21 protein-coding genes are annotated in these 20735 nt (G+C 30.4%); 15 read left to right on the top strand and 6 right to left on the bottom strand.

The genetic code is table 11. The annotated features are described in order from the left end of the window. Positions 1-18 precede the first annotated feature (18 nt). From OZP15_RS08520 to OZP15_RS08550, 7 genes are all read left to right on the top strand, one after another. Positions 19-1056 carry an SDR family oxidoreductase gene (locus tag OZP15_RS08520; RefSeq protein WP_269225059.1) on the top strand — a complete coding sequence of 346 codons (1038 nt, stop codon included), beginning with the start codon at positions 19-21 and terminating at the stop codon, positions 1054-1056. After that, positions 1057-2145 carry an MBL fold metallo-hydrolase gene (locus tag OZP15_RS08525; RefSeq protein ID WP_281335862.1) on the top strand — a complete coding sequence of 363 codons (1089 nt, stop codon included), beginning with the start codon at positions 1057-1059 and terminating at the stop codon, positions 2143-2145. It begins immediately after the preceding gene. Positions 2146-2175: 30 nt separating this feature from the next. Continuing rightward, positions 2176-2526 carry a hypothetical protein gene (locus OZP15_RS08530; RefSeq protein ID WP_269225061.1) on the top strand — a complete coding sequence of 117 codons (351 nt, stop codon included), beginning with the start codon at positions 2176-2178 and terminating at the stop codon, positions 2524-2526. A gap of 13 nt (positions 2527-2539) precedes the next feature. Further along, positions 2540-3448 carry a helix-turn-helix domain-containing protein gene (locus tag OZP15_RS08535; protein ID WP_281335863.1) on the top strand — a complete coding sequence of 303 codons (909 nt, stop codon included), beginning with the start codon at positions 2540-2542 and terminating at the stop codon, positions 3446-3448. 55 nt (positions 3449-3503) lie between these two features. After that, positions 3504-4415 (top strand): helix-turn-helix domain-containing protein, encoded by a 912-nt coding sequence (locus OZP15_RS08540; protein WP_281335864.1) that lies wholly within the window; start codon positions 3504-3506, stop codon positions 4413-4415. Positions 4416-4626: 211 nt separating this feature from the next. Continuing rightward, positions 4627-5499: a phospholipase A gene (locus tag OZP15_RS08545; protein ID WP_281335865.1), complete on the top strand. Its 873-nt coding sequence runs from the start codon at positions 4627-4629 to the stop codon at positions 5497-5499. An 89-nt stretch (positions 5500-5588) separates the two neighbouring features. Next, complete coding sequence (locus tag OZP15_RS08550; RefSeq protein WP_281335866.1) at positions 5589-7076, top strand: hypothetical protein; 1488 nt, start codon at positions 5589-5591, stop codon at positions 7074-7076. Here the strand turns inward: OZP15_RS08550 and OZP15_RS08555 are convergent. Next, positions 7053-7220 carry a hypothetical protein gene (locus OZP15_RS08555; RefSeq protein ID WP_269225065.1) on the bottom strand — a complete coding sequence of 56 codons (168 nt, stop codon included), beginning with the start codon at positions 7218-7220 and terminating at the stop codon, positions 7053-7055. The genes OZP15_RS08550 and OZP15_RS08555 overlap by 24 nt on opposite strands. 425 nt (positions 7221-7645) lie before the next feature. Between OZP15_RS08555 and OZP15_RS08560 the strand changes: the two genes are divergently transcribed. The 8 genes from OZP15_RS08560 to OZP15_RS08595 all read left to right on the top strand — a co-directional run bounded on the left by OZP15_RS08560 (position 7646) and on the right by OZP15_RS08595 (position 17753). Continuing rightward, positions 7646-7951 (top strand): helix-turn-helix domain-containing protein, encoded by a 306-nt coding sequence (locus OZP15_RS08560; protein ID WP_269225066.1) that lies wholly within the window; start codon positions 7646-7648, stop codon positions 7949-7951. After that, the gene (locus OZP15_RS08565) at positions 7948-8811 is read left to right on the top strand and encodes a transcriptional regulator (protein ID WP_281335867.1); all 864 of its coding nucleotides are present in this window, start codon (positions 7948-7950) and stop codon (positions 8809-8811) included. Before OZP15_RS08560 ends, OZP15_RS08565 begins: the two co-directional genes overlap by 4 nt. 144 nt (positions 8812-8955) lie before the next feature. Continuing rightward, positions 8956-9582, top strand: coding sequence for an AAA family ATPase (locus tag OZP15_RS08570; protein ID WP_281335868.1), 627 nt, complete (start codon positions 8956-8958; stop codon positions 9580-9582). Between the two features lie 99 nt (positions 9583-9681). Then, complete coding sequence (locus tag OZP15_RS08575) at positions 9682-10899, top strand: DUF4297 family anti-phage-associated protein (RefSeq protein WP_269225069.1); 1218 nt, start codon at positions 9682-9684, stop codon at positions 10897-10899. Continuing rightward, the gene (herA, locus tag OZP15_RS08580; RefSeq protein WP_269225070.1) at positions 10899-12674 is read left to right on the top strand and encodes an anti-phage-associated helicase HerA; all 1776 of its coding nucleotides are present in this window, start codon (positions 10899-10901) and stop codon (positions 12672-12674) included. Before OZP15_RS08575 ends, herA begins: the two co-directional genes overlap by 1 nt. A gap of 231 nt (positions 12675-12905) precedes the next feature. Further along, positions 12906-13904, top strand: a complete 999-nt coding sequence (locus OZP15_RS08585; RefSeq protein WP_281335869.1) for a type IV toxin-antitoxin system AbiEi family antitoxin — start codon at positions 12906-12908, stop codon at positions 13902-13904. Next, positions 13879-14721, top strand: coding sequence for a nucleotidyl transferase AbiEii/AbiGii toxin family protein (locus OZP15_RS08590; RefSeq protein ID WP_281335870.1), 843 nt, complete (start codon positions 13879-13881; stop codon positions 14719-14721). Before OZP15_RS08585 ends, OZP15_RS08590 begins: the two co-directional genes overlap by 26 nt. A 32-nt stretch (positions 14722-14753) precedes the next feature. Further along, positions 14754-17753 carry a DEAD/DEAH box helicase gene (locus tag OZP15_RS08595; RefSeq protein WP_281335871.1) on the top strand — a complete coding sequence of 1000 codons (3000 nt, stop codon included), beginning with the start codon at positions 14754-14756 and terminating at the stop codon, positions 17751-17753. Positions 17754-17841: 88 nt separating this feature from the next. Here OZP15_RS08595 and OZP15_RS08600 read toward each other — a convergent pair whose 3' ends face one another. From OZP15_RS08600 to OZP15_RS08620, 5 genes are all read right to left on the bottom strand, one after another. Further along, the gene (locus OZP15_RS08600) at positions 17842-18003 is read right to left on the bottom strand and encodes a hypothetical protein (RefSeq protein WP_269225076.1); all 162 of its coding nucleotides are present in this window, start codon (positions 18001-18003) and stop codon (positions 17842-17844) included. Positions 18004-18078: 75 nt separating this feature from the next. Beyond that, positions 18079-18252, bottom strand: coding sequence for a hypothetical protein (locus OZP15_RS08605; protein ID WP_086440623.1), 174 nt, complete (start codon positions 18250-18252; stop codon positions 18079-18081). A 168-nt stretch (positions 18253-18420) separates the two neighbouring features. After that, positions 18421-18948 carry a PIN domain-containing protein gene (locus OZP15_RS08610; RefSeq protein ID WP_269225077.1) on the bottom strand — a complete coding sequence of 176 codons (528 nt, stop codon included), beginning with the start codon at positions 18946-18948 and terminating at the stop codon, positions 18421-18423. Further along, positions 18932-19675, bottom strand: coding sequence for an ImmA/IrrE family metallo-endopeptidase (locus tag OZP15_RS08615; RefSeq protein WP_281335872.1), 744 nt, complete (start codon positions 19673-19675; stop codon positions 18932-18934). The genes OZP15_RS08610 and OZP15_RS08615 overlap by 17 nt, the downstream gene beginning before the upstream one ends. Further along, entirely contained in the window at positions 19662-20003 is a 342-nt protein-coding gene (locus tag OZP15_RS08620) for a helix-turn-helix domain-containing protein (RefSeq protein WP_269225079.1), read from the bottom strand. Before OZP15_RS08620 ends, OZP15_RS08615 begins: the two co-directional genes overlap by 14 nt. Positions 20004-20735 lie beyond the last annotated feature (732 nt).

Consider the following 20735-nt stretch of genomic DNA (forward strand, 5'->3'; position numbering starts at 1 on the left):
TTTCTATAAACTTTTGAAATGAATAATCTTAAAGATGTATTAGTAACAGGAGGTAATGGTTTTGTAGGAATGCAAATTATTTTACAACTTTTGAAAAAAGGCTATTTTGTAAAAACAACAATTCGTTCTATAAAAAGTAAAGATGCAATTATTGAAACGCTGGAAAAAAATGGCTTTTCAGATTTTTCAAAGTTATCTTTTATTGAGGCGGAGTTAACAAAAGATGATAATTGGTCTATTGCTATGCAAGATTGTAAATACGTATTAAGTGTAGCGTCTCCAGTTTTTTTAGAAAACCCCAAAGATGAAAAAGAAGCTATAAAACCAGCAGTTGAAGGTGTTTTAAGAATCTTAAAACACGCAAATAAAGCGGGTGTTAAAAGAGTAATTATGACTTCTAATTTTGGTGCAGTTGGATTTAGTCAGACTGATAAAAATAGAGTGACTACTGAAGATAACTGGACAGATGTAAATCTCAAGGGCTTGTCTGTTTACGAAAAATCAAAAACGTTGGCTGAAAAAGCAGCTTGGGAATATATTGAAAACAATGGAGGAAATTTAGAATTTGTAACTATTAATCCAGTTGCTATTTTAGGTCCATCTTTAAATTCACACGTATCAGAAAGCTTTGGTATTTTAAGAAATTTATTAGATGGTTCAATGAAAGCTGTACCAAATATCCCATTAAACATTGTTGATGTTAGAGATGTTGCAGATTTACATATTAGAGCAATGTTAGCCCCAGAAGCCAATGGACATCGATTTATTGCTTCAGCTGACGGACAAATTTCGATGCCTGAAATTGCAGCTTTCATTAAAAAGTACAAACCTGAAATTGCAAATAAAGTAACAACGAAAATTATTCCTAATTTTATTTTAAGAGTTGCATCGTTATTTAATTCTAAAGCTAAACAAGGAGTAATGTTTTTAAATATTAACAGGAATGTAAGCAATCAAAAAGCAAAAAATATATTGGGATGGTCACCAATCTCAACAAATGAAAATGCTATTATTGCTTCAATAGAAAGTCTTGTTAAATATGAATTTTCAAAATAAATGAACAGACGGAAATTTATAAAATCAACCATTACTGTAGCCACTATTGCCTTTGTGGGAAAATTAGTTGCAGGTACAAAATCTGAAATACAAGTGATAACATCTCGAATTAAAAATCCAGATTTGAAAACCATTTTACCCTCTTGGGAAGGCAATCCTGTAGATGAAGAGGGTCGTTTTATGAATCTTGAATTTCCTGCAAAAAACAAGTTTAGTAACGCTTTGAAATGGATGTTGCAAAAGAATCCTCAAAAACAAATCAAAGAAAACGACACTTGGAGAATGCTTGTGATTACTGATGATAACTTTCTGAATTCTGATGAAGATGCAATTGTATTTTTAGGACATTCCACATTTTTTATCCGTTTAGGTGGAAAGCAGATTCTTATTGATCCTGTATTCGGAACAATTCCTTTAAATAAACGCTTAACCCAATTTCCAATATCGACAGACAAATTGGTAAATATTGATTATGTTTTAGTATCACACGCACATTACGATCATTGCGATAAGGACAGCTTAAAATTAATTCAAAAACAGAACCCAAAAGCTAAATTCCTCACCGGATTAAAAATGAATTCATTACTAAACAATTGGATAAAAACGGCTGAAATACAAGAAGCGGGATGGTACCAACAATATGATCTTAATGATAAAGTTGAAATATGTTTTCTCCCTTCTCGACATTGGTCAAATCGTACTATTGGCGACGAAAATGAGCGGTTATGGGGTGCATTTGTTATGAAATACAAAGAAAAAACAATCTATTTTGGTGGTGATTCGGGATATGGAAGTCATTTTAAAGAAGTAGGCGAATTGTTTCCAAACATTGACGTAGCCCTAATCGGAGCAGGGGCCTATTCTCCACGTTGGTTTATGTCAGCAAACCATCAAGACCCTGAACACGCCATTCAGGCATTTAACGACACAAAAGCCAAGATGATGATTCCATTTCACTATGGCACTTTTGATTTGTCAGACGAACCGATTTCTGAAGCTTCAACTATTCTAAAAAAATTAGTTGAAGAAAAAAAAGCAATAAATCAATTGAAGATGGTAAACATTGGCGAGGTGGTTTTGCTAGCTTAATACAGCATTATTAATTTAAAAAAACAAAAAATGACAAAGAACATTATCGCAATACTACTTTTATTAGTATCAGCAGGCTTAAGCCTAAAACACGGTTGGGACGCCTTCCAGCCTACAACTCCTGACCAAGTAAAGATAATGACCGAATTAGGAATTGAACAGTCCTTTATGCCTTATTTTGGTGTTTTTTCAATCATTATAGGATTGATGTTGTTTTTTCCGAAGACATATTTCATTAGCAATATACTTCACGCTTTTACTATTGTATTGATAATGGCATTATCGTTAAATGCTGTAAATTACAAAATGGCTTTGATAGAAATCCCATTTTTGGCTATGCCCTTAATTTTGATTTGGTTGAAATATCCGTTTAAATCTTAAGCTACCTTTTAAAATGAAAAATACAACACCCCATAAAATAAAATCAATAACGGAATTACACCGTTTGGCATCAATTCAAAAACCCCATCATCCACTAATTAGTATAATTGATTTAGCTGGGATGGAAAACACTACCGACATAAATACTGTGGTATTTGACTTTTATGTTATAATAATGAAAAGAGGTTGCGATACTATTTTTTATGGTCAACAGAAATATGATTTTGATGAAGGCATAATGGCATTTTTGGCACCAGGACAAATTTTACGTGCAGAAGAAAGTGGAATGCCGAAACATATTAAAGGATGGATGTTATTCATTCATCCGGATTTTTTGTGGAACACTTCACTCGCAAAAAAAATAAAACAGTATGAATATTTTGGTTATTCTACTAACGAAGCTTTATTTCTTTCTGATAAAGAAGAAACGATGATCAATAGCATCACTGATAACATCAAAAATGAATATCATTCTAATATTGATAAGTTTAGTCAGGATGTAATTATTGCTCAATTAGAATTATTGTTTACTTATGCTCAACGGTTTTACGAACGTCAATTTATTACCCGAAAAATAACAAACAGTAAATTATTGAACCGTTTAGAAGATTTGTTAACGGACTACTTCGATACTGCTGATTTAATTTCAAATGGATTGCCATCTGTTCAATATATTGCTGATAATCTGAATATCTCGACCAAATATTTAAGTAGTATGCTTAAACAAATAACAGGATTGACTGCGCAACAACACATTCACGAAAAGTTAATTTTCAAGGCAAAAGAAAAACTGTCAACCACCGAACTTTCAATTAGCGAAATTGCTTATGAATTGGGTTTTGAACATCCGCAATCGTTTAGTAAATTATTTAAAGCCAAGACTCAAAAAAGTCCTTTGGAGTTTCGAGCTTCTTTTAACTAAACGGACAGCTTCGTAAAAAAACGTACTATATCAAAAAACAATCATCTTTCTTAATATGACAAACAAACAGATAATCCGAGTTAAAACAATTACCGAAGGACATCGACTGCAAATGCTACCTAAACCAGCACATCCGTTGATAAGTATTGTAGATTTGAAAGATATGAAACCTCATAATTTTGCAGGTGTAAATGTGGTTATGGATTTTTATATTATATCATTAAAAAAAGATGATCTAAAAATGCCTTATGGTCACCAAGAGTATGATTATAATGAAGGAGTTATGGGGTTTATTGCGCCCAATCAGATTTTAACAGGTCCCCCGACTGCACCTCGTTCTGACCGTGAAGGCTGGATGCTGTTCATACATCCTGATTTCTTATGGAATACTCCATTAGCCAAAAAGATAAAGCAGTACGAATTCTTTGATTATGCAATCAACGAAGCCTTGTTTCTTTCAGACAAAGAAGAAATTATCATCAACGGAATAATAGAAAGCATCAAAAACGAATACAATTCTAATATTGACAAATTCAGTCAAGATATTATTATTTCGCATTTGGAAACTTTACTCAATTATTCAGAAAGGTTTTATCAACGTCAATTCATAACCCGAAAAATAACAAATACGAAACTACTAAATCGTTTAGAAGATATAGTCACCAACTATTTTGCTACTACTGATTTAATTTCAAAAGGACTGCCTACTGTTCAATATATAGCTGAAAATTTGAATATCTCTACCAAATATTTGAGTAGTATGCTGAAACAAACAACAGGCTTAACTACACAACAGCACATTCACGAAAAATTAATCGAGATGGCAAAAGAAAAACTATCAACAACAGAACTTTCCATTAGCGAAATCGCATACAGTTTAGGTTTTGAACATCCACAATCCTTTAGCAAATTATTTAAAGCCAAAACCAATAAAAGCCCGTTAGAATTCAGACAGGCATTTAATTAAAATTTCATATTTGTTTTGTTTAAGTGGGAAATGCTGGATGTTTCTCTTTAACACTCCAGCATTTTTTAAAAATTAAATCCTATTTCCCTTTTACACTTTTAGATTAGAAAATAACTAATCAACCTATCACCCCACCTATTACTTACATAGAGTGGCACATAATATATTGTGTATTTCTAACGAATAAAACAGTATTAAATTAGAAAACTATATGCGGGATAATCCTAAAAATGATATTAAATACAATCCAGCAAGATTTTTCTATAAGAAAAAAACATTTTGTTTGATTCTTATAGTTTTGGTTTTTAAAGCCTATTCACAAAAAACAGAAGCCATAGATAGCACTCGTTTTAGAGACGTTATCAAAGATTTACCCTCCTTTACCATCTACGGAGATAATTATTTCATTACAGGAACATCTACAAACGAATATCCAACGAGTAGTACTAGTGATACAAAAATTCAAATTGGTTTTAAGCAAAGGATAACAAATAATAGATTGCCTTGGGACACACATCTTTTTTTTACATACAAACAAAAAGCATTTTGGGACACTTACAAAGAATCGCTTCCGTTTAGAGAAACAAATTATAATCCTGGACTGGCTATTGCAAAACCTTTTTTTAGAAATGGAAAACTTGGTGAAATAGTAATGCTTCAATATGAACACGAATCCAATGGAAGAGATTTAGAACATTCCAGAAGTTGGAACTATTTATCATTATACTATATGAGATATTTAACTAATAACTTAACAGCTAGTATAAAAATTTGGATGCCAATTGGTAGTTTGATCGAGAACCCAGAAATTATTAACTACAGAGGAAATCAGCAATTAGAATTTGCCTTCAAAATAAACGAAAACATAATAATTGATAGTGAAATAAGAAAAACGTTCAAGCCCGATTGGAAAGGGAGCTTATTAGTAGGTCTTAATTTCAGAATGTCTAAAAAAAGTAATCAATTCATTTATTTACAATACTATCTAGGGTATTCAGAAAGCCTAATGGACTACAATAAAGATGTCCAAAAATTGAGAATTGGAATAGCATTCAAAGATTTGTTTTTAAAATTTAGGAAATAATAATTGATGTTTTTTCAATTTGATAGGAATCTAAAATATTGACCTGCGCATTATTGACAAAATAATCTAGACCTAAAGGAGAACATTATATGAAACCAAAATACATACTAGAAAACTACGATAGAATACTAAAAGAAATCAAAAATCCAAAGATTATTTTTAGTAACGATCTGACTCCATTTCTAGAAAATTTTACTTCCGAAAGTTTCCTTATTTACCAAATAGATTTTATCAAAAAAAATGGCAAAACAAAATACATTGTCAAAAAACCAATCCATAACCTGCATCCAAAAGTTACAAAATTAGATTTCAAAGAAGCTGATATTATCGAAGAATTTGAATCATTTATTCCAAAAATACTTGATGAGTTAAATGTCCCGGAGAACCAAATCAGTTTACGCTGGTGCACTAAAAATGAGAATACTTTATATGTTTTGCAAGAGTGTGAAATCGAAGATTTATCACAAGAAAAACGTTTCTTTTTGTATTGCTACCATTCGCTGAAAAGTGAAAACTCAAAAATCAAGAAAATAAATAAAGAACGTGTCTTCAAATTCAAGTCAAAAGAACGAATTGAACAATACATTCATAGAAAACAATATGCTCTGGAGAATTTAGCACATCGATTAATCAAAGAAATCAATCCTATAAACTCATCCGATTTGTATCAGTTTTCTAACAACTATGATAAAATTGATTGTTTAAAAATTACCTATATCTATCTTGAAAAATTACTCCGATTTATTGAAAAAGAATATCGGAACTACCTGAATGTAAATATTCAAATTCCCTATCGTTCTACTCTAGTCAAAGAATTTGAAATTACAAACAAACTCAAAGAAGTCAAATCACGGCTATTAGAAAGTAACATCAACGATCAGTTATTGAAGATGGCTTACGAACCATTACTAAAAATTGCAACAATAAATATTCAAGAAAAATTGACGTATTATGAGTTCAATTATTGTTCCGAATTTATTATTGCATTTTACAAACAAATCCATTTTGAGAATATTTCTGAAGAATCAATCAAAGAATGCCTTTTCGATTTAAACTTCAATTCTACACAGTTTTTTGATAATTTAACTGATGGCATTTTGATGGAATTATCCAAACACGAAAACAACATTCAAAAAATTGATATCCTTTACAGATTGCTCAAAAATTACAATCAAAAGCAAACCCGGACTTTCATTAAATACAATGAAAATTTGCCATCCATAAAAGAGCAAATCATCAGCTGGATCGAAGAAGAAATTGAATATTTATCCAAAAAAATGAAATTGGATGCCAATCAATTTACTAATATTTCCAATAACGAAGATAAAATCAAATTTCTCACAGGATTATCAGTAGCGCAGTTGAGTTATTTTTTTGCATTACTTATCGAAACAGGAATAATAAAACATAAAAATCAAGCGGATATATTCCGTTTTATTTCAGAAAATTTCAAAACAGTAAATACAGATAAAATATCAACCGATAGCATAAAATCGAAATACTACAATATTGAAATTACAACAAGAAATGTTGTCCGAGAAAAAATAATTGAACTACTCGGATTGACGAAGTTTTAAGACTTCCTTCAACATTCGCCATCCAAAATCATCCATTGCAAGTAAAGTTTCATCGTTAATCAATACCAATTCTGAAATAGTTTGGATTTTGTGTAAATCCATAAAACGTTGCAATTCGGGGCTAATTGTTGTTGCTTCTTTCATAACAAAATCTTTTTTAAGATATACGAAAAAAAAAACATTTAGGGATTGGTACAAACAACAGCGTGGGACATCGATCACCAGCATCAGAGGTACGACCAAGCACCTACAGCCACGATAAACCGAGCCCACGCATAACGTAGGCGAACAGTTTATTCGTAGGCTGATTGTAAGAAGTTTGGTCGTTTTCTGATGCCCTAAATAACTTTCGCAATATATGTAATAGAGACAAAACCTCTATTTTGTATTCATTAGGCAAATTTAGTCAAAATGAAATAAATAAGAGGTCAACATTAGTATTAATAAAAACTTTTTTCTGCTGAATGGTTGATTTTGCTATACTTTGTTGGGGGTTGCGCAACCCCAGTAACTGTTTTGGTATTGGTTTAATATTTCTCTTTGTCCAGAATATTTAAAACCACAACATTATGGCAATCGAAGTTATTACTCGCGAAGATTTAAACGAATTCCGTACACTTCTTCTTTCCGATTTAAGCGAAATACTCAATTCAAAACCACAACAGCAAAAACAATGGCTCAAATCTACAGAGGTTAGAAAGTTGTTAAATATTTCTTCAGGTACTTTGCAAAATCTCCGCATCAACGGAACATTGACCTACACCAAAATTGGCGGAATCATTTATTACGCATACAGTGATTTAATGAAAGTATTAGAAGAAAATAAAGTGGATGCGACAGTTACTTTATTCAATCCAAAATGGTTAGTACGATGAATTACATCAAACACCTAACAGGTTTCTTCGACAGAATTGTTCAGGATAGAAGCCTAAATCCAACACATATCAGTTTGTACATCGCACTTTTTCAATTCTGGAATGTAAACCGTTTCCAGAACCCAATTAGCATAACTCGTGATGAGGTAATGCGCATCAGTAAAATTTGTTCCAAAGCAACCTATCATAAATGTATGCGGGAACTAAATGAAAAAGGATATATCAAATACGAGCCATCATTCAACCCATTCAAAGGCAGTATGGTCATACTTTTTAATTTTTCAGAAGACTTAAAGCCAGTTCAAAAAAGAGTAAGCAACACCGAAAAAATTTTATCAAATGTAGGACAGGTTCTGAACAAGCAACGAACTAGTGATGAAACAAGCACTGAACAAGCGCTAGTACCTTCTATAAACTATATAAACAAAACAAACATTTCAAACGATTTAAACTTGGGTAAGCAAACTCAAAAATTTGAAAATAAAGATGACGTTTTAAAAAATGTTGTTGACGAAAAAAAAGAAATGCTTTTCGCATTCGCCGACACCGAAAAAAAACAAACTGAAGAAAGTCGGCAAAAAAGTTCCGTAAAAAAAGAAAAAGTGCCCACAATTGAAAATGTCAAGAACTTTTTCAACCAAGAAAACTTCCCTGAACTCGAAGCTAATAAATTCTTCAATTACTTTTCCAGCAACGGTTGGCTAGTAGGTGGTAAAACTCCGATGGTGGATTGGCAGTCATCAGCAAAAAATTGGATGCTAAATAGCATAAATTTCAAACACAACGCCGATACAACACCGATTCATCGAGCAAAACACCTCAATACCGGAACAGACAAAGACTATTCAGAACCGCTATAACAAACGTGCTCAAAGTCCCTCTCCTTTGGAGAGGGATTTAGGGTGAGGAAAATCTGCGATAATCCTTCTAATCTGTGGCTAAAAAAAAGCTTTGTGAACTTTGTGCTTACCCTTTGTGCCCTTTGTGGTTAAATTTTTAAACTTATGGAAACAGAAATACAATCCCATTATAACTATCCCGATATAATCCTTTGGCTCGAAAAAAAAGGAGTTGAATTATACGGAAATCATTTCAAAATCCTAGAAACTGATTATACTATAATTTACAAACTCATTGCCTATTTCGTCAAGGATGAAGCAACTTGTTTTCAATACAACATCAATCTCAATAAAGGAATTCTACTTTCTGGCACCGTTGGCTGTGGCAAAACATCGTTAATGAATTTAATGAAACACCTCACTCCTTCTGATCATAAGTTTTTCGTAAAACCGTGCCGAGATATCAGCTTTGAATTTATTCAGGATGGCTACCAAATCATTCATAAATACAGCAAAGGAAAGCTATACGAATCAGAACCCAAAACAATATGTTTCGACGATTTAGGAACAGAAAACAATCTAAAGTATTACGGAAACGAATGTAACGTAATGGCAGAAATTCTATTAAGTCGGTATGATATTTTTACCTCAAAAAAAATCCAAACGCATATTACTACAAACCTTTCGGCAAGTGAAATTGAGAATGCTTATGGGAATCGAGTACGAAGCAGATTAAGAGAAATGATTAATTTGATTGCGTTTGAAAGAAATATTATGGATAAAAGAGTTTGATAAGTAGGTTAATAAGTCAAAGTTGATAAATAATATTAATCAGAATTATTTGCTAATTTGGTAAACTTATACAATTAATCGTAACTCCTTTAAAAAACAATGACAGACAGAACAGCAACTGATACAATTAAAGGATATTTTTATCAATTTGATTTAGCTATACTTAAATTATTGCAATTAGATGATGACTCACACGAAATTATAGTTGAAGGCATTGAGGATGTTGATGTAAAAAATGCAACTGAAGAAATAGCTATACAATGTAAATACCACGCTAAAACTGAATATAATCATTCGGCTATTGCCAAACCAATACAGCTTATGCTTGACCATTTTAAGCAAGTTTTAAATGGAAAAGAGAAGAAAATAAAATATTTATACTTCGGTCATTTTAAATCAGGACACGAAAGATTTCCATCTTCAATAACATTAGATTTTCTAAAGTCTAGCTTACTGACTTATAAAAAAGGTAAGATTGAATATAAACACTATGAAGACTTAAAATTAAGTGATATAGAATTAATGTCGTTTTTAGAAACTTTAGAAATTGAAATTAATGCAAAATCGTATGAAGAACAACTTAAAGAAATTTTCACTTCTTTAAAAAATCAAAACATTTTCAATTGCGACGATTTTGAGGCTGAAAATTTCTACTATAATAACGCATTAAAAATTATTAGCAATCTTGCCAAAGAGAATGATTTAGCCAATCGAAGAATAACAAAAAAAGATTTTTTAGCTCAAATAAATTCTAAACAAGTACTTTTTCATAAATGGTTTATTCAATTTAAAGGTAAAAAGAAATTACTATCGGATGTTAGAGCTAAATATTTCAGTGATTACAATAATTCTCCATTTGAAAGATTCTTTCTAATAGAAGTGAGTTCAAGTAATTATTTGCGAAGTGATTTAAAATCTATAATTCATTTAACCTGTAAAAAATATTCACAACTTTCAAAATTAAATCCAGATTCTTTTTGTCCATACATCCACATATTTGGATTATCAAATTCAGAATTAATTGAATTAAAAACAGAACTTATTAGCGAGAATTTTAAATTTAAAGATGGTTTTGATTTTAACGGTTCAAGTTTCAACCCAAAATCAATTATAGAAAAAGCTACTTTTCATAATGGAATTAAAATTAAAATAATAGATGATTTAAAACACATCGAATCAGTTTTTAATGAAATCTCAAAAACCAAAGAAGTTTATCATTTCTATTTCGAAACTCCTTTCTTTTCGACATCAAATGCAAGTATAAAGCACATACAAATTCAAATACAAGAAATTAACGACATCAAAAATATAATCTAATGGTAGAAGACAAATTAAATGCTGAAGTAATTGCAGTATTCCCAAACAAAGTAAAAATCAAGGTTGACAAACTTGAAGATTTCAGGATAGCCAACGAATCTTTGAGAGTTGGTTCTTATCTCAAAATTTATGGAAATGACAATGCTATATTAATGGCAATTATTGAAAATTTCTCGATTGATGTTTCAGAGAAAAATAATGAAGCTGTTAGAACACATATTGTCGAAGCAAGTCCATTGGGAATAATAAAAAATGGTAAATTTACAAGAGGTGGTGACGATTTAACCATTCCTCCCAAAAAAGTCGAACCAGCAACAGAAGAGGAAATCAAGAAAATCTATATCGAATCTGTAGAGGACAAAGAACAATTTACTTTTTGTTCATTATCTTCAAATGCAAACATTAGAATTCCAGTAAATGGCAATAAATTTTTCAATAAGCATATTGCAATAGTTGGTTCAACAGGTTCAGGTAAATCTCATACATTATCTACTATCATACAAACGGCTGTTAATTCTAAAAGTGGAGATTTTAGTTTAAATAATTCACACGTAATAATTTTTGACATTCATTCCGAATATAAATCAGCTTTTCCTAATGCTAATTTTATTGATATTGAGAATTTAAAATTGCCATATTGGTTACTAAATAGTGATGAACTAGAAGAAGTGCTTCTAGATACTGGAGAGAGAGATAATTATAATCAATCTTCAGTTTTTAGAAAATTGGTTACCGAAAATAAGAAAAAGCATAATCCTGATAAAACAAAGATATTTTACGATTCTCCTTTGTTTTTTGACATAAATGAAGTTCAAAATGCATTATATAACTTAAAGAATGAAACAAAAAATTCTAAAAGTTCAAATCGATATATGATAGTTGATGATTCTTATGCTTGTAATGATAGTAGTACAACTGTTGATACTGGAATATTACTAAATGAAGAACAGCGAATAGATAAATATTTTAATGAAGAGTTTCAATTTCATCCAACTAAAAATCAGAATATAACTAAAGGAGATTATGCGGAAGGTACTTTAGATAAATTTTTTGTAAGATTTCAAGAAAAAATAAATCAAGACCGTTTAACTTTCTTATTTGGTGAAGAATCAAAAAAGATTTCTTTCGAAGATACATTGAAAAATATTTTAGGATATAATTCAAATTCCAATGTTACAGTAATTGATTTAAGCGGAGTGCCTTTTGAAGTATTAAGTATTACAGTTTCTTTAATTTCAAGAATTGTATTTGAGTATGGTTATATCTACAAAAGATTGAGAAATAACATTAATCCAAATGAAAAAATCAATAATGACATTCCAATACTTTTAGTTTATGAGGAAGCACATAAATATGTTCCCAATAGCGATTTAGTAAAATATAGATCTTCAAAAAAATCAATCGAAAGAATTGCCAAAGAGGGTAGAAAATATGGAGTTACTCTGTTATTAGCAAGTCAAAGACCTTCAGAAATATCAGAAACTATATTTTCACAATGTAATAATTTCATTGCGATGAGATTAACTAATCCGGTTGACCAAGGTTATGTTAAAAAATTACTTCCAGATAGTTTAGGTTCATTGATTGAAAAAATGCCTTCTCTAAAACAAGGTGAAGCTTTATTAATTGGTGAATCTGTTATTTTACCCTCAATTGTTCAAATAGACAGATGTACGAACGAACCTTCGTCAAATGATATTCCGTATTGGGAATTATGGAAAGAGGAATGGAAAGATATGGATATTGACAAAATTAAAGAGGAATGGTATAAATGATAAAATAACACAGTAATCAAGAACAATTAACCTTTGGCAAAAAATCAATATTTTGCCAAAGGTTAACAATAGCTTATTTCTTAATATTTAACTCAATACTTTCAATTGTATAGAAAAAACACTTCCCTTTAAATAGTGTCTATTTATATAAAATCTATATATTTGTTCATATTTTTTATTTGTTCACGAATAATGAACATAAACAAATAATGAACATAAAGAATTTTTACAATGAATGAAATAGAAATTTTAAATAATGCAATTCATAATTTAGAGAAAAATGTTCCAATAAATTGGGACTGGAAAACTGTTGATTATAACAAGGATAAAGGAGTTGATGGAGAATTAAGCATTATTCTAAACAATCAAAAAAAAATATTTTTTGTTCAGATAAAGAAAGATGTTAAAAACCATCAATTATTTAATATTCTTAATTATAAAAATAAATTCACCAATTTTTTATTAGTGGCAGAAAAATTATATCCAAAAGTAAAAAAAGAGCTTCGGGAAAATAGAGTAAACTATCTGGAAGGCAATGGGAATGTATATATTAATACAGATGATTTGTTTCTATATATTGATACGAATGAAGTTGCTAAAACCCAAAAGGAAAAAGGAAATAGAGCATTTACTAAAACGGGATTAAAAGTAATTTTTCAGTTTCTAATAAAACCAAAATTAATCAATCAAACACAACGTGAAATTGCAGAAATAACGAATGTCGCATTGGGTAACATTCCTTTAATTATAAATGGATTATTGGAAACTAATTTAATAGTAAGGCTAAATAAAAATGAATATGTAATCAATAATTATGAAGAATTATTAAACAAATGGATTACTGAATTCGAACAAACGTTGAAACCTACCCTTTTCAAACAACGATTTAGATTTCAAAACAAAGATAAAGATTGGAAAACCGTACCGTTAAATACCGATAAAACAGTTTGGGGAGGAGAACCTGCTGGGGATATAATAACCAACCATTTACGTCCAGAAAAATTTACTCTTTATACAAAAGAAACAACAAAAGACCTAATACTAAATTATAAACTATTGCCAGATGATAATGGAGAAATAACAGTCTATGATATGTTTTGGAATAATGAGTACAACACTAATACGGCACCAAAAGAATTAGTATATACCGATTTAATGATTACAGATGACAAAAGGTGTAAAGAAACTGCAAAATTAATTTTCAATGAACATATCCAACCAAACCTATAAAGAACTAGCCATACCATACTTCAAAGAAATTTTTGATTGCATTGATGAAATAATGATCAAACTAAATGTACCTTATTATTTAATCGGGGCAAGTGCAGTAGCCTTAAACCTTTTACGAAAAGGTATTAAACCAAGTAGAGGTACAAAAGATATCGATTTTGCAATAATGATTTCTTATATTCAAGAGTTCGAATCAATTGTGGAAGAGCTTGTCAAATTTGGATTCAACAAAGTGCAAGCACCTTGGACACTTTACCATCCCAAATTTAATACCGTCATTGACTTAATGCCATTTGGAGAAATTGAAGAAAAATTCACAGTAAATTTCAATCAGCGTCACACCTATTTACACGTATTAGGACTTACTGAAGTGTTACAAGAACCGGAAACAATTAAGATAGAAGAAAAATCTTTGCAAATTCCATCATTACCAGGAATGGTTATTTTAAAACTAATTGCTTGGAGCGATAGACCTGAAGATCGTGGTAATGATTTGTATGATATTTTAAGAATTATAGAACATTATTTCGACTTAAATTTTGATGAAATAGTAGAACACCATTTTGATACTTTTCCAAACGATGATAAACTAGACCAGTTTAAAATTGCAGCAAGAGTATTAGGACGAAAAGCGAGCCATTTTTTAAATGTTTCCAAAGCAATAAACGACAGAATCCTAAAAACCATTAATGAAAACATTGTGAATGTAGAGAAGTCAGCAATCGCAAAACAATGGATTAGAGATAAAGACTGGGACTTAAAATATGCTGTTGAAATACTGGAGGAATTAAAAAAAGGGTTGACAGAAATAAAATAGTTTTAGAGTTTTACAATAGCTGATAATGAATTATGCCATCAAGTCAAATAAATAAAATCCAACTTTTCAAATCTGTGTTTTCAGGAAGAGAAGATGTGTTTGCGGTTCGTTGGGAGAAAGGGAATAAAAGTGGCTATATGCCTGCTTACTTTTATGACCCATATCGGTATCGAGCTCATAAAATAAATGGGGGAACTTTTCAAAATTATGCAGAAAAAGAATATTTACCATTCACTGAAAAAGAAATTGAAAAACATCTTAACGGCGAACAACATATTGGAATTTATCCTTTGCTCAAAGACAATACCTCGTGGTTTATTGTTGCAGATTTTGACAAAGTGGAATGGATTGATGACTGTAAAAAGTTTATAAATGCTTGCAATGAAAAAGGAATTTCTGCCTATTTGGAACGTTCTCGTTCAGGTAAAGGCGGGCACGTTTGGATATTTTTTGAACAACCCTATCAAGCTATAAAAAGTAGAAAGATTTTTATTTCAATTTTAGAGCAAACAGGTGTTTTTTCTTTATTTGACAAAAGTTCTAGTTTTGACCGAATGTTTCCCAATCAGGATTTTTTGTCTGGAAAAGGATTTGGAAATTTGATAGCACTTCCGTTGTATAAGAAAACTTATGAACAAAGAAACAGTTGTTTTATTGATGTTGAAAGTTTTGAACCAATTCCAAATCAATGGGATTTCATAAAAAATATTCAAAGAATTTCGATAATAAAATTAGATGAATTATACCAAATTCATAATACACTACAAAATATTCCTGTTTCGATTATACCCAAATTATACAATGAAAAATTAACGATAAGATTAGCAAATGTTGTAAAAATCAATCGCAATGCTATTTCAACACAACTAATAAATTTTCTAAAAGAAGAATTGAATTTTCTGAACACCGAATTTTTAATAAAAAAGAAGATTGGGAAAAATACTTTTGGAACAGAACGGTATTTCAAATTGGTTGAAGAAACGGAAAACAAAATCTTAATTCCTAGAGGTTTTATTGGTAAAATAATTCGCTTTTGTAGAGAAAATAATATTGAATATGATTTCAAGGATGAAAGAAAAAAGTTAAAAGAGGTTTCTTTCTTATTCAATGCACAACTCCTAGAACACCAGCAAACTGTGATTGATGCAATTGCCAAGAAAGATTTAGGAGTAATTGTTGCGCCTCCAAGTTATGGAAAAACTATCGTTGGACTAAAAATTATTGCAGAGAAAAAGCAACCAGCATTAATCATCACTCATCGAAAACAAATTGCCGACCAATGGATGGAAAGAATTGAAACTTTTCTTGGAATTCCCAAAAATGAGATTGAAAAAATTGGTCAAGGAAAAATCAAAATCGGTAAGCAAATAACGGTTGCAATGATTCAAAGTTTGTCAAAAGAATTGGAGAAACCCGATGGCGATAAACTTTTAAATGCTTTTGGGACGATTATTCTGGACGAATGCCATCATATTCCGGCGGAAACATTCAGAAATACAATTTCGAAATTACAAACCTATTATTTGTTTGGGTTGACCGCAACACCATTCCGAAAATATAATGACAGTAAATTGATTTTTATACATTTAGGCGAAGTGATTTCCGAAATAAAATCTAACGAAATAAGCACCTCAAAAAAACCGAAAATCATTATTAGAAACACAGAACTAGATGTTCCTTTTAATTCAAAAACGGACAAATTTGAAACGTTATCAAAAATTCTAGTTCACGATTCTACTCGAAACAAAGTAATCCTTGAGGATGTTACCAATGAATTAAAATCGGACAAAAAAATCATTATTATTACGGAACGCAAAGAACATATTGACTCGCTTTATCAATATTTAAAGCAATCTTACGAAGTGATTACCTTGAGTGGAGAAGATTCTGAAAGCAGTAAAAACTCAAAATGGAAATTGCTAAAAGAAGGAAATTATCAAGTGCTAATTACCACAGGACAATTCTTTGGAGAAGGAACCGATTTGCAAAATGCTAATTGTCTTTTTTTAGTTTATCCGTTTTCTTTTGAAGGAAAATTGATTCAATACATCGGTAGAGTACAACGTTCAGAAATAACGCCAACTATTTATGATTATCGTGATGGTAAGATTGATTATTTAAACAAAATGTTTCTAAAAAGAAATGTCTATTACAGGAAAATTGACAAACAAGCTACTTTATTTGATGAACCCGAAGAAGAAATTATTGTTTCCAAAAATACTTTTATTCTTGATAAAAAAGTAAAGATTCCATTTGAACTACTTGAATTCCGTTACGGAAGTATAGCTTTTAAATATGAGGTTTCAGAAATGAAAACCGAGCTTGAATTTGATATTGAAAATTTTGAAATAAGACCCGAATTTGAAGTTTTAAAAGTTTATTTTTCCAAAACACTCAAACTGAAAAACATCTCAATTTCTATTCACGCTGAATTCGAAGACGGAAAACTCATTTCACAATTGGCATTATCCAATGATATAGAAAAGATAACCAAAGAATTGATTGAAAGTGTAAAGTTTAAATTTGTAGCCAAGACTTTCTTGGGTAAACAAAATCCAGTTGGTCAAGAAAATTTACTCAATATAAATCAATTACAAAATGAAAATAACATCAAATTATATGATTCTGGAGATGAATTATTAAATGATTTTTTACAGAATCAAAATTACAAACACCAAACTCATTTACAATATTTAGCCGAACATCACGAAAGAAGTATTCTTAAAATCCGATTTGTATTGAATCCATTTTCATTTGTTTTTCTTCTAGCAGGAAAGACAGGATTTCATATTGTTTTAGAAACCTTAAATACTGAAGAAGCAACTTATATTTGGCATTTTGATAATGAGAAAAAATCGCTTCCGGATAAATTAAAACAAGTGGATAGCTACTTAAATACCATTAGAAATGATGGAAGACAATCTTTTATAGAAAATCCTCCTAATAATTTTAGTAGAATACTTCACGATTATTCAGCTGACAGAAAAGGTTTTGTAATTTGGAAAGATTTGATTGAGGAAAGACTTACTTGAGTACTATTATAACTTAATTACAAGCCTAATCTTCATACATTTTATAAAAAAAAGCAGTTTTACTTTGTGTAGAACTGCTTTTTTAAAACTATTTAATTGCTTTAGCAACTAATCCAACGGCAATAAACAAACCTGCTGTGATTGCAATAGCTTCCAAAACTTCTGCAGCTTCATCATAAACTGTAATACAGTTATTTTTGAAACAAACAGTTGCTTTTTTTACAGGTTTAAATCTTATAATGTTTGACATAAAAATTATATTTTATCGATTAAACAAAAGCATAGCACTAATAGTGCTATGCACCTAACTACTCTGGAAAAAGAATTACTTCTCTTTCGTAACACCTTTAAACGGTGTGCCATCCTGCTTAACATCCATAAAACGACCAGTATCAGCATCACGCTTTACCCACTGTTCTGTTTTTGGATTATAAGTCTGGCTACGGTCTTTAACCGCACCATTTCGATGACCATCACCAACTTTACCATTTTTTGCCATTGCATATATGATTTAGTGCAACCAAACAATTTGAAATTGAGGTGTTTGGCTAAAAACCCAAGGAATAATTAGGTAATAAAAAGAATTCTATTACTTTTGCAGAAGAAATCAAATACCCTCCAAAGTTTTAATTTCAACTGACCGAAGCGCTATTCCAGTTTGCTTCGGTTATTTTTTTAATTTTTCATAAGCTGTAATACTATCTATATTACGAATTAGTTTACTGTCTTTTAATTTTACTTCTTTTATAAAATCATCGCATTCTAATTCGCTCATAATCTTTAATTTATAAGCCTCTAACAAAATATCCATTGTGGTCAAGTAAACAATATTATACTCCTCACAATACAGTCTAATATCTTTTAAATTACTACTTGCTATATAATCATTTGTATTTCTTGCAACCGCCATACAAGCAGCTTCTCCATTACCTACAATTTTTTTAAGTCTTGAATATTCTTTAATTATTTCAATTTTATTAGGTATTGGTATCACATCAATTTTTGTGTATTCAATAAAATTACCTACAGGTATTTTATTGCTAGGTCTTGCCATCAATTCTTCAAAAACTTTGTCAAGAATAACAAACCGACCAGGAAATATTTTTGGCAAAAGTAATTGCTTACCTGCTTTTATAAAATGGATAATGACATCACAATCCAATAATATTTTTGGATCATTAGATTTCTTTGTCATCTTCCTTATTATTTAAATTGTCAATATCAATATTAATATCAAACATTAATGAGAGATAATGACTTTCCGAAATCTTATCTTTATCAAACAATTCTTTTGCTTTTATTCCATAATTTCCAACAACTTTAAATTCGTCAGTTTTACTATACAATCTATCCGAATATCCGTGTTCAATAGCACTTTTTTTAACATCATTTTTATAATTAGAATAATCCGTTCGCAGCAAACCTATTTTATCTAATCGTATTAAAAGTGCGGTTCTTGAGACACCAAAGTATTGTTCTAATTTGATAATTGTTGCCAATGAGATTTCTCCACCCCAAGCCAACTCTTCTTCTGGAATTTGTTTTATTATTCCAACTTCCGGCATTAAAAAATAGGAACTAAAAATATCCGCATTATATTCCTCTCTATCTTTCTTATCAAACTTCCCAGTTTTACACATTTTAAAACTAAAACCTTCTTGAATAAATAAATGATACAATTCGTGTCCAATAGTAAAATGCTGTCTACCGATAGGGTTTTTAGTATTAATCATCATAAAATTACTGCTTCGAGTTCGCAATGCCATTCCAGAGAATTCTCCATTCAATGGTTTAAAAACAGTTAGCACATCAAGTGATATTAATAATTTTTCAAAATCAATAGCACTATCATCACTGATACCGCATTGACGCCTAAATTTATTGGCCCTTACTTCTAGTATTTTATCATTAAATGCTACCATACAAATTATTAATCTTCAAATAGTTTTTTACAATTTTACCAAAAGCCGCCATATTATCCATATCATCATTATCCATATCGTCTTTTCTAAAGGCAAAAACAACTTCGGCAAGTGCATCATCAACATTATCAACAAAAAAGACATCTAATTCAACACCAAACAAATCTGATAATCTCTCTAAAACATCAAGTGGAATTTCTCTACTTTCATTTTCATAAAAACTTATCATTTCTCGTTTTATTCCTAAATAATTTGCGACTTTATCTTGTGTGTATCCATATTTTTCTCGCAAACCTTTTATTACTAATCCTGTTGTTGCTTCCACCATTTTTTAAATTATAAGGTTAAGTAATCAGTTTCAATCTTCAAATTATGTTACAAAGATACATATTTTTTTTAAATTACATATAATTGTACAAAAAGTTATTCATTGAAATATTTAAAACTGAATATTTAAAAACAACCCATTATCTCATTCAGCTGCACAAAAATTGCTCCTAGTCCAAATATTCCTAGCGTCAATGCTGCCGCTTGCTTCATTTCACTAATTCCATTTGTAAAAACGAGAATATTCTTTTTTCGTTCGGTTATAAAAAGACGTTTTACATTTCATAAGCCACTCCTTTGCCAACGCTCCAAAAGTTTTTGTACGCCCTAGAACGTTTACGGTTCGAAAGAAAATTTACTGGTAGGGCAACAAAAACTTTCCCCAAGCTGTGTTACATAATTGAGTATTATAATTCATTACAAAGCTTTGTTATTGTTTTTTTGTTTTTGCAATGAAGTTATAATATCATTTATGTAAAACAGCCGCCACACCCAACGCGCAAGGGGTTTGCTCCAGGACAACTTTTTGAGCAGCTCCCATCGCATCACCCAGCCGCTCAAAAAACCGTCCTTCACAAACCCCAATCATCGCTTCGATTCAACTTTATTATTAAAGAGAATATTTTATTTTCATAAGAACGTATCAATAATGGTTTTAGCAACAAACCGCATAAATCGGTAGTGTTTGCATTGCTTTTGTAAGTGCCAAAAATAGCAGTAACTTTTTCTATAA

Source organism: Flavobacterium eburneipallidum, assembly GCF_027111355.2.
GTDB classification, from domain to species: domain Bacteria; phylum Bacteroidota; class Bacteroidia; order Flavobacteriales; family Flavobacteriaceae; genus Flavobacterium; species Flavobacterium eburneipallidum.

Bases quoted from the DNA above. Each gene is read 5' to 3' on its own strand.
- OZP15_RS08590 (WP_281335870.1), top strand. From the start codon at position 13,879: ATGAACATATCCAACCAAACCTATAAAGAACTAGCCATACCATACTTC.
- OZP15_RS08520 (WP_269225059.1), top strand. From the start codon at position 19: ATGAATAATCTTAAAGATGTATTAGTAACAGGAGGTAATGGTTTTGTA.
- OZP15_RS08545 (WP_281335865.1), top strand. From the start codon at position 4,627: ATGCGGGATAATCCTAAAAATGATATTAAATACAATCCAGCAAGATTT.
- OZP15_RS08620 (WP_269225079.1), bottom strand. From the start codon at position 20,003: ATGGTGGAAGCAACAACAGGATTAGTAATAAAAGGTTTGCGAGAAAAA.
- OZP15_RS08600 (WP_269225076.1), bottom strand. From the start codon at position 18,003: ATGTCAAACATTATAAGATTTAAACCTGTAAAAAAAGCAACTGTTTGT.
- OZP15_RS08585 (WP_281335869.1), top strand. From the start codon at position 12,906: ATGAATGAAATAGAAATTTTAAATAATGCAATTCATAATTTAGAGAAA.
- OZP15_RS08555 (WP_269225065.1), bottom strand. From the start codon at position 7,220: ATGAAAGAAGCAACAACAATTAGCCCCGAATTGCAACGTTTTATGGAT.
- OZP15_RS08615 (WP_281335872.1), bottom strand. From the start codon at position 19,675: ATGGTAGCATTTAATGATAAAATACTAGAAGTAAGGGCCAATAAATTT.
- OZP15_RS08605 (WP_086440623.1), bottom strand. From the start codon at position 18,252: ATGGCAAAAAATGGTAAAGTTGGTGATGGTCATCGAAATGGTGCGGTT.
- OZP15_RS08570 (WP_281335868.1), top strand. From the start codon at position 8,956: ATGGAAACAGAAATACAATCCCATTATAACTATCCCGATATAATCCTT.
- OZP15_RS08550 (WP_281335866.1), top strand. From the start codon at position 5,589: ATGAAACCAAAATACATACTAGAAAACTACGATAGAATACTAAAAGAA.
- OZP15_RS08535 (WP_281335863.1), top strand. From the start codon at position 2,540: ATGAAAAATACAACACCCCATAAAATAAAATCAATAACGGAATTACAC.
- OZP15_RS08560 (WP_269225066.1), top strand. From the start codon at position 7,646: ATGGCAATCGAAGTTATTACTCGCGAAGATTTAAACGAATTCCGTACA.
- OZP15_RS08525 (WP_281335862.1), top strand. From the start codon at position 1,057: ATGAACAGACGGAAATTTATAAAATCAACCATTACTGTAGCCACTATT.
- OZP15_RS08595 (WP_281335871.1), top strand. From the start codon at position 14,754: ATGCCATCAAGTCAAATAAATAAAATCCAACTTTTCAAATCTGTGTTT.
- herA (WP_269225070.1), top strand. From the start codon at position 10,899: ATGGTAGAAGACAAATTAAATGCTGAAGTAATTGCAGTATTCCCAAAC.
- OZP15_RS08540 (WP_281335864.1), top strand. From the start codon at position 3,504: ATGACAAACAAACAGATAATCCGAGTTAAAACAATTACCGAAGGACAT.
- OZP15_RS08530 (WP_269225061.1), top strand. From the start codon at position 2,176: ATGACAAAGAACATTATCGCAATACTACTTTTATTAGTATCAGCAGGC.
- OZP15_RS08565 (WP_281335867.1), top strand. From the start codon at position 7,948: ATGAATTACATCAAACACCTAACAGGTTTCTTCGACAGAATTGTTCAG.
- OZP15_RS08610 (WP_269225077.1), bottom strand. From the start codon at position 18,948: ATGACAAAGAAATCTAATGATCCAAAAATATTATTGGATTGTGATGTC.
- OZP15_RS08575 (WP_269225069.1), top strand. From the start codon at position 9,682: ATGACAGACAGAACAGCAACTGATACAATTAAAGGATATTTTTATCAA.